Here is an 8768-nt window from a genome sequence, read left to right as displayed (position 1 = left end):
ACCATTTCGTCAATTTGGTGGAGGACAAACCTGCCTTTAGGGCTGTGGATCAAACGTTCAATAAAATAGGGGATTTTGATCTCTTTGGTGAGGAGTTCGCTCCACTGAGTGGGAACTTTTTGGGTGGTATGAAAAAAGGTTTGAAGGGCTGGGGTTAGCTGACCCGACTGGGCAAAGCTCTGCATCTCGGGCAAGGTAACCGTTACGGTGTCGGAATTATATTTCAGAGTGACCGACTCAGCTGCGATAGCCCCTGTACCGGCCAGCAAGCTAACGCTAGTACCTAGAACTGCGGCTGCCACCGCAAGCCGTGGGCTATGAGGCTTGGAACTTGATTGCGATCGCACTTGGGGAAAAATAGACATCACAAACTCTCCTATTCGTAGGAATAAATGGCAACATTCGACATTAAGAAAGAATTGGGAATTAGCGCAGACAATAAAGCGTTCTAATTCTCAGTGATTAATCATGAAGGGTGAATATACACCTCTTCGCATGAGACCTTTGAGTAAGCAATGGTCAGCGGGCTGATTGATTAACACAAACTAAGCCTATTCATTTTTCCAAAGTTTTTCAGTAAGGTTAAAGTAATATCTTTTTGGGGGGCTCAACTGGCTCAATTTTGAAGTAACTAAAAAGTAATCTTATTTGGGGAAAGGTATATTGTCGTATAAGCCAATGAGCCAAAGATAAAATATGCCCGATAACCGAAGAGTACATGGGAAAAGGATTGGAACTAACGTCTGCTAATTACGAGAACTGTCTAGAGCATCTCAATACTCGTATTTGGCAAGCCCAGGTCAAAGCAGTGCTTGCCGCCAATCAAGAACTTATCCTGCTTTACCTGACTGCCTGACAGAAGTAGCTCAAAGCGTTTATTCTCATGGTTTTTGAGAAAAGAGTGGAGCAATATGTGAGGCAGTCAGGGACTGGACTCAATTCGTGGTTGAATTGATGCAACTGAAACCCCATAAATGGCTCAATTATCAAAGAGGAATGAAGACACTATCTCTGATTCAGCCTACGTTGTAAGTCCCTTGTTATCCCCAAAGAAGCCTGAGGTATCGTTAGTCAATGGCCTGATGATTGGATTCACTCCAAACGTAATTTCGTCGTCTCAAATTTCATCTACTTAAAGTGATCAATGAGGGTTAAGCCAGACATTGCGAATGCTAATCCACTACACGGTTCTGAACCTGGTCCAAAAAACGGCAAATGACTTGGGCAGTTTCAAAACTATGAGTTTGGATCAGATCATGAGCGGCATTGGGAATGACACTAAGGGTCGCTGTCGCTATTTTCTCGGCATAGGTTTGACAGTGCCAAAGGGGGATGGTGGTGTCTTGCTGACCCGCAACGACCTGAGTAGGTATCTGTAACTGCTGCACATGTTGGTCAACAGTATCTATGGCGTCTTCAGGCCGCCAACGATCTACCAGAAAAGACTTGGCGACAGGCTGCTTTAAAAGTTCTTGACGAGCTTGAAAAATTTTTTGAAATGCCGATTGCTGGTTGACAACTCTGGCCATGGGAGCAATCAATTTTAATCCCCAGTCAACTAACGGGGTCTCCCATAATAACGGTTTCATGTAAGTGTAGCGACCGACGAAGCTGTCGTCGCGAATTCCTGCAGGGGCAATCAAGGTGAGGGAAGCCGGAGATGGGATCGAGGTAGAGATCGGTGTTAAGGAGGACCAACCCTGCGATGTCCAGCCAAGCCCTGTCGCGGCGAGGGCATAAGCTGCCGCTGTCCAGCCACCGTAGGAATGGCCAACCAAATGAAAGTTTTTCAGATCTAAGGTTTGAATAAATTGTTGCAAAAACTCGACTTGATGCCAGATGTTATAGCGTAGTCGGGGTTTAGAAGAGTCGCCGAAGCCCAACAGATCAAGTGCCAGGCAGCGGTAAGCTGACTGCAGCTCGGGGATAATGCGTTGCCAGCAGCTGCTGCTACCAAGAAAACCATGCAAGAAGATCAATGGTGGCCCTTGCCCTTGATCGGTGTAGGCAGCAGTATAGGCTGGTAGCGACAGGGTATTTTTCTGCATGGGTTATTGAGCCTGAACTTTCAAGGGACGACCACGCCAGGTCCAGCCCCAGCCAGTTTCGGTTTTTATTATGGAACCAACAGCAATAGACGATACCAGTATGCCACTGAGCCAGCTAAGCCAGGCATATCGCAAGGGCTGGCGAAACCTTTGGGCAGTCTGTAGGCGATAGTAGTATTGCAGCGAAATTGCACCTATCCCTAGCATCACAGGCACAACACCCGCTGCTGATCGTTCAACGATCTCCAGTGCAATAGCCAATCCTAATCCAATCCAGGGAAAGGTATATACCACTTGCATTACTAGAGCCGAATAGAGTGTTGAAAAAAGATTGCGCCCGTTCCCCAGATAGTAATTCTTGGTCCAGCCCTCCCATAATCCTGCCCAGTCTTGATACATCCTCACCTCCATCAGTTCCAGCCCCTGGGCATAGTACAGTCGATGGCCCTGTTGCTTGATCAGCTGAGCCAGAGCAACATCTTCCACTAGGTTGTCGGCTACAGCCTGATGCCCTCCGACTGCTTCGTAGACAGATCGGTGGAACAACATAAATGGTCCTGCAGCAAAGGCTTGCTCAGGCTGGGTTGGATCGTTGACTCCCGCAAAGCTAAATCCAACTGCCAGGATACTTCCCATCAGCGGTTGCACCAGCCACTCTGCTAGACAACCACAGAGAATATTGGGTGACAGACTGAGTAAGCCGATTCGGTCTTGCTCAGCTTTTACCACTGCAGTGGCAATGGCCTGGGGAGCTAATCGTACATCTGCGTCGATAAAAAGCCAGTAGTCACCCGTCGCCTGAAGCACCGCTTTCGTGCAGGCCCAATTCTTACCCTGCCATACCGCATCTTGTGGTCGTGGTGGCACTGGGATTAACTGTACCCGAGGGTCTTGATCAGCCATCGCCAAAGCCAGAGTCCGTGTCGCATCAGTGGAGCCATCATCAGCAACCAGTACCTGCAAACAATCTTGATGGGGTAATTCGCTGGCCAAAACCGATATTATGCAGTCCTGGATATTGACGGCTTCGTTATAGGCAGGAATGATTACACTAACGGTGGGCAATGAGACTGGCATCACACCTAAAGGCGTTACAGTAGGTGCTTGCTCAAGAGACTGACGCAGGTAACCGAAGAAGACATTCATGCCATATATGCCCAGCAGCGATAAGCAAATGGATAGTATTGATATCAGAACAATCCCACTTAACGCAGTTCCTATCATGCTTTAGTCTGTATATTCTCTGTGGATACGAGATAACTTTCTCAGTGTACAGGAGAAATTCCAATGATTACTTTCACCTGAAGAGCATAAACAAATCACATTTATTTTTAGAAAGAACTTAATAAAGCGCAAATTAAATACGTTTTTTTAAAAAAATGATCAATTGACCGTTTTTTATGAGAAATTATTGGATGCTGCTAGGTGATAGATCATATATCTTGCACAAAAAGATAGATCTTTTTATCTGAAGTCTATCAATGGATTTGCACTTGCTTTTAATAAATTTTGGCGATTTTACGCAATATTGGTTCCGAGAAAGTATCGTCATATTACAGGCAAGGAAATAGATCAAAATACCTACATAGAGTACTTGAATAATACCTGCAAGCAATAACTGCATAAACTAATCAGAATAACTCTTCTATTGTTCAAATTTTTAGGCAATCAAATTGGAGCAATCTGGCATCTTATTTGTAGCTGAAATACTTGTTTGGAAGGGGCTTTAACTATTTTTATCATGTAAATCACTACCCAAATTTGTAAAATTTGGTAAATATATATTTCTAAAATATATATTTAAAATGTCTTTTGCTGAGAAAACTTTATGACTCATTTTGGACTAATTTGTCCTGCCTCAACTGGTCATCTTAATACTATGCTCCCATTGGGCAAAGAACTTCAAAAGCGGGGGCATCACGTCGTTTTAGTTGGCATACTTGATGCAGAATCTAAAACGCGAGCAGCTGGATTGGAATTTAAGGGAATTGGAGAATCACGGTTTCCTAAAGGAACAATGGAAGAATCATTAGCTCAGTTGGGTAAGCTCAGCGGTCTTGAAGCATTGAAATATACTGTTAATGCCCTTAGAGATGGTGCAGCTATCTTATTAAAAGATGCTCCAACCGTAATAAAAGATGCAGGATTGGAAGCATTACTAGTCGATCAAGCTTCACCGGAAGGAGGAACAATAGCAGATTATTTAGGTATTCCCTTTATTAGCATTTGCAGTGCGGTGGTACTGAATCACGAAGATAGTATCCCTCCTCATTTCACAAATTGGAAATATAATCCAACTTGGTGGGGAAGATTGCGTAACCGATTCGGTTACCAGTTATTGAAGCGGAACGTGAAGCCTATCACAGAAGTGATAAATGAGTATCGTCAAGGATGGAAGTTGCCTGTCCAATCTAGTCCCAATGAACGATATTCCCCATTGGCTCAAATCAGTCAACAACCTCCTGAATTAGAGTTTCCCAGAGAACAATTACCCAAGTGGTTCCATTTCACGGGACCCTATCATAGTTCAGCTGGTCGAGAAATTCCTAGTTTTCCTTATGAAAAGTTAACTGGTCAGCCGTTGATTTATGCCTCACTGGGTACTGTTCAAAACCGCCTAATAGGGGTGTTTCAGCAGATTGCTGAAGCTTGTGTAGGATTGGAGGCTCAGTTGGTAATTTCTTTAGGTGGTTCAGCAAAAATAGAATCCTTCCCCAAGCTTGCTGGATCGCCCTTAGTTTTAGAATATGCTCCCCAATTAGAATTATTGCAAAAGGCCACCCTCACAATTACCCATGCAGGGATGAATACTACTTTGGAATGTCTTAATAACGGGGTGCCAATGGTGGCCATTCCGATCGCAAATGATCAGCCTGGGATTGCAGCTCGTGTGGTTTGGGCTGGATGTGGGGAAGCCTTACCCGTAAAAACTGTAAGCGTTTCCAGGCTACGAAGGGCTATCCAAAAAGTGTTAACAGAAGATCGTTATAAGCAGAACGCAGTTAGATTACAGAAATCGATTAATCAAGCAGGTGGTGTCAGTCGAGCTGCCAACATTATTGAACAGTCCGTATCTACACGTAAGCCAGTTTTGGCTTAGCTTGTAAAAAAGTTACTAAAGGAGGGTAGATACGTCTAATTTGTACAAATTTTATTTAAAGAGTCTAGATTCATCCCTTGCTCACAAAACTATGTCAAAACAGGTACTGGTTCCGTCCTAGGAGAAATCCATATAGCGTCCTAAAGGTTAGGATTTATAGGGTTATCAGAAAACTAGTTGTTATACAAGTATGACAAGTCTTTCCAGCTATTAATCTCATCGAGTAGAACCAGTATCGCTTCAATTATTTGGGAGATGAAAAATAATGATTGCCTCCAGATTGCCAGAGGGACCTCAGGTTTTACCGTTAAGACAGAAGTTACAATGGCTTACTAATCCCTTAAAACTTCTGGAAACCTATGCGCAGCTGTATGGTGATATCTTTACTATTCCAATTGGCCTAAGTAATGTTCCCGTTGTATTGATTAGCAATCCTCAGGGAATACAAGAGATTTTTAATGCTAATTCAAAACAGTTAGACTCTGGTAAGGCAGCGGGTATTAAACCTCCCTTTTTGGGTCCCCAATCACTGATCGCACTTTCAGGCAATCGCCACAAACAGCAGCGGAAGTTGTTAACACCGCCGTTTCATGGGGAAAGGATGCGAGCTTATAAACAACTGATCTGTAATATTACAAAACTAGTTATTTCGCGATGGAAGATTGGCGAGACCTTCTCAGTGCGCTCATCCATGCAAGAAATCTCCTTTCAGGTAATTTTGAAAGCCATATTTGGTCTAGAAGATGGTCCCCGTTATCAACAACTCAAGCAACTTCTCATGACAAGGCTAGAGGGGACAGAATCTATATTCAGGATAATCCTGCTCATGTTCCCCGTATTGCAAAAGGATTGGGGGCCACTCAGTCCTTGGGGACGTTTAGTACATAACGAACAGCAAATTAACGAACTTATCTATGCAGAGATTGCTGAACGTCGTAAAAAACCAGACTCTTCCCGGACTGATATCCTCTCGTTAATGATTGCAGCTCGTGATGAGACTGGTGAGCAGATGTCTGATATCGAGTTGCGAGATGAGTTGATTACCCTATTAGTTGCGGGTCATGAAACTACTGCGACTTCTCTAGCTTGGGCATTTTACTGGATTCATTATCTGCCACAAGTGCATGAGAAACTCATACAAGAGTTGGATTCCCTCAATGAAAACCATGATTCCAATGCTCTTTTCCAACTACCTTATTTAAATGCTGTCTGTCAAGAAACCCTAAGGTTCTATCCGGTAACGACTTCAGCATTTCAGCGAGTAGTTAAATCGCCCATAAAGATTATGGGCTATCAGCTTGAGCCGGGGACTCTCTTAAGTCCAAGTATTTATCTAACCCATCATCGGGAAGATATATATCCTGAGCCAAAGAAGTTCAAGCCTGAGCGTTTTTTAGAGCGTCAATTTTCTCCCTATGAGTATTTGCCTTTTGGAGGTGGAAACCGTCGTTGTATTGGTATGGCATTTGCTCAATTTGAGATGAAATTGGTTCTGGCAACAGTTCTTTCAAACTGGGAGTTAAAGTTAGCAGATAGCAAACCTGTAAAGCCAGCGCGCCGGGGTCTCCTGATATCTCCCTCAGAAGGTGTGAGGATGGTAGTAAGCGGAAAGCGTCCTCAAAACCAGAAAGTTTATGAGGGCATTTCTAGTGTAGTTTAATGAAGTAGTGATTTGTTGTTTTTTTTTAGATGATTACTAGTCAAAGTACATAATTCATATTGGCTTTTTTCGATACTACAAGAATCATGCTGCTAATACTATACACACTAGAAATTGTAAACTCTCGATGCATTTATCACTATATAACATGATTGTTGTTGTATGATTTTTGCTCTCACCACCAGCATCAACTTAGATAACTAAAGCTATTCTCAACTATACCTGACAAAATTTCTAAATCCCTTAATGGACAAGAAGCTGTCTGAAAATAGTTAGATAACAGCATTATCTCAGTAGTAATTACTAAAGTTTTTTTATTCAATATAATTAAGCGAATCGAAATGAGCAGTAAAATTCTTCACATCCAAGGTAAGCAACGACCAGATCTTCTATCTATCGTCAAGCTACAAGATTTTGACTATATTGAAGGAGAAGATATTGAGTCTAAAACAATTCTTGAAAAATCTAATATTAGTTTGTATTGTCTCGATCTTCAGAATCAAAAAGCAATCTTTGTTGAAACTCCATCAAATATTTTTCTTGCTGATGCATCTTTTGTTCACCAGACTCAGTATGAATATGCACAGAAGTTAATCGCAGTACCCTTTCAAGACTTATTTCAACTGGCAGAAGCGTGGGAATCGCCGATTAAGCAGCTAGTAATAGTTTATTCTGTAGGGCGGTGTGGCTCTACCTTACTTAGTAAGGTATTTAATCAGGTTGATTCAGTTGTTAGTTTGTCAGAACCCGATTTCTTTTCTCAGATTGTAGCTATCCGAAATACTGATGGTAGTAATGATCAGGAAATAACTCAGTTGCTGAAAATCTGTATTGTTCTTCTAGGTAAAACAACTCTAAAAGGAGAATCTTCATGTCTTATAATTAAGCTGCGCAGTTTCTGTATTGAACTGGGAGACTTAATCTATAAGGCTTATCCTGATGCTAAAGTTCTTTTCCTATATCGCAATCTGGAAGATGTAGTTAAATCGTCTATCCGTGCTTTTGTTTTCCTTAGTACTATGCTTCCGACAATTGCACAGAATATTGATGTATATAGCAAATTTATCCCTTTGCTTAAGGATTATGCCAATTATATAGACTTTAATGATCCTAATGCTATTGATGTATACACAGCGTCATGGTTATCAGTAATGCAACGCTACTTGCTCTTGCGGCAGCAAGGAATTACAATTTGTGCTCTTCGTTATGAAGATTTGTTAGCTAATCCACACCAAATGGTTACTTCCATTTTTAAGTATTGTGATTTACCAACTGACGAGGTTCATCAGGCCTGTGAGGCATTCAAAACAGATGCTCATAGCAATTCCAACCTGTCATGGAAGAAGATTAATAACAATGGAGTAGAAATACCGGATGCTTCAAAGATTCGCCAAAAAATTGAAAAATTATTAAACAGACATCCGGAAATAAAGCAATCAAACTTTATAGTTCCAGGTACTTTGTTGCTTGCTAATGATTAAGTTTAATTGTTGCTACTCAGACACTATATTTAAACTCTTGGCTTCTTGAAAAAGTACATATGGTGTTTGCTATTAATCTCCAAACGTCAAAATAATCAGTAATTCTCAATTAAAGGAGCAATTCAGTTCCTTTAATTGAGAATTAACATTCTGTTAGCGTTTTAACCTCTAACTTGAGCTTTGAGCTACCCTGCACCCCAAGGCTGTTTCAAGTTAACCGGAGGTAATGCAAAAGCACTAGAAATTCGTGAGATGGCAACTGTGTTATGGGAAGTCTGGGTACACAAGAATCTTAGTATTAGATTTTCTTTCAGGAACTTGAAACGGCCCTGCCCAGCACCTATCTTTTACAAGTTCAATCTTCTACAACATTGTTAATTTCCTTTGGGGATGACAAGGGTTTCACAATGTGTTCTGAATCAGTGATAGCGCCCTCATGCCTCTCTGGTAATTGAGTCGTTTATGGGGTTTCAGTTGCA

General features: G+C 41.9%; 7 protein-coding genes. 4 read left to right on the top strand and 3 right to left on the bottom strand.

What is annotated here, in order from left to right; genetic code table 11:
* Nucleotides 1–365, bottom strand: a 365-nt coding sequence (locus Q0991_RS15060) for an alpha/beta hydrolase (RefSeq protein ID WP_299489639.1), incomplete at its 3' end; no start/stop codon positions are given.
* A gap of 353 nt (nt 366–718) precedes the next feature.
* Between Q0991_RS15060 and Q0991_RS15055 the strand changes: the two genes are divergently transcribed.
* Nucleotides 719–856: a hypothetical protein gene (locus Q0991_RS15055; protein WP_299489637.1), complete on the top strand. Its 138-nt coding sequence runs from the start codon at nt 719–721 to the stop codon at nt 854–856.
* Nucleotides 857–1172: 316 nt separating this feature from the next.
* Here the strand turns inward: Q0991_RS15055 and Q0991_RS15050 are convergent, their stop codons facing one another.
* Complete coding sequence (locus Q0991_RS15050; protein WP_299489635.1) at nt 1173–2048, bottom strand: alpha/beta hydrolase; 876 nt, start codon at nt 2046–2048, stop codon at nt 1173–1175.
* Between the two features lie 3 nt (nt 2049–2051).
* On the bottom strand, nt 2052–3194 hold the full coding sequence (locus Q0991_RS15045; RefSeq protein ID WP_299489633.1) for a glycosyltransferase family 2 protein: 1143 nt from the start codon (nt 3192–3194) through the stop codon (nt 2052–2054).
* Between the two features lie 682 nt (nt 3195–3876).
* Here Q0991_RS15045 and Q0991_RS15040 point away from each other — a divergent pair.
* The 3 genes from Q0991_RS15040 to Q0991_RS15030 all read left to right on the top strand — a co-directional run bounded on the left by Q0991_RS15040 (nt 3877) and on the right by Q0991_RS15030 (nt 8289).
* Nucleotides 3877–5148 carry a glycosyltransferase gene (locus Q0991_RS15040; protein WP_299489631.1) on the top strand — a complete coding sequence of 424 codons (1272 nt, stop codon included), beginning with the start codon at nt 3877–3879 and terminating at the stop codon, nt 5146–5148.
* A gap of 265 nt (nt 5149–5413) precedes the next feature.
* Nucleotides 5414–6808, top strand: coding sequence for a cytochrome P450 (locus Q0991_RS15035; RefSeq protein WP_299489629.1), 1395 nt, complete (start codon nt 5414–5416; stop codon nt 6806–6808).
* A 341-nt stretch (nt 6809–7149) separates the two neighbouring features.
* A complete protein-coding gene (locus tag Q0991_RS15030) occupies nt 7150–8289 on the top strand; it encodes a sulfotransferase (protein WP_299489627.1) in 1140 nt (379 codons plus the stop codon).
* Nucleotides 8290–8768: the final 479 nt, after the last annotated feature.

It is taken from the genome of Acaryochloris sp. IP29b_bin.137 (assembly GCF_028285745.1).
Classification (GTDB): Bacteria; Cyanobacteriota; Cyanobacteriia; order Thermosynechococcales; family Thermosynechococcaceae; genus Acaryochloris.
This window is presented reverse-complemented; position numbering and strand designations above follow the sequence as displayed.

Excerpts from the sequence above, each read along its gene's own strand:
- Q0991_RS15030 (WP_299489627.1), top strand. The coding sequence starts at position 7,150 with ATGAGCAGTAAAATTCTTCACATCCAAGGTAAGCAACGACCAGATCTT.
- Q0991_RS15050 (WP_299489635.1), bottom strand. The coding sequence starts at position 2,048 with ATGCAGAAAAATACCCTGTCGCTACCAGCCTATACTGCTGCCTACACC.
- Q0991_RS15055 (WP_299489637.1), top strand. The coding sequence starts at position 719 with ATGGGAAAAGGATTGGAACTAACGTCTGCTAATTACGAGAACTGTCTA.
- Q0991_RS15040 (WP_299489631.1), top strand. The coding sequence starts at position 3,877 with ATGACTCATTTTGGACTAATTTGTCCTGCCTCAACTGGTCATCTTAAT.
- Q0991_RS15045 (WP_299489633.1), bottom strand. The coding sequence starts at position 3,194 with ATGAATGTCTTCTTCGGTTACCTGCGTCAGTCTCTTGAGCAAGCACCT.
- Q0991_RS15035 (WP_299489629.1), top strand. The coding sequence starts at position 5,414 with ATGATTGCCTCCAGATTGCCAGAGGGACCTCAGGTTTTACCGTTAAGA.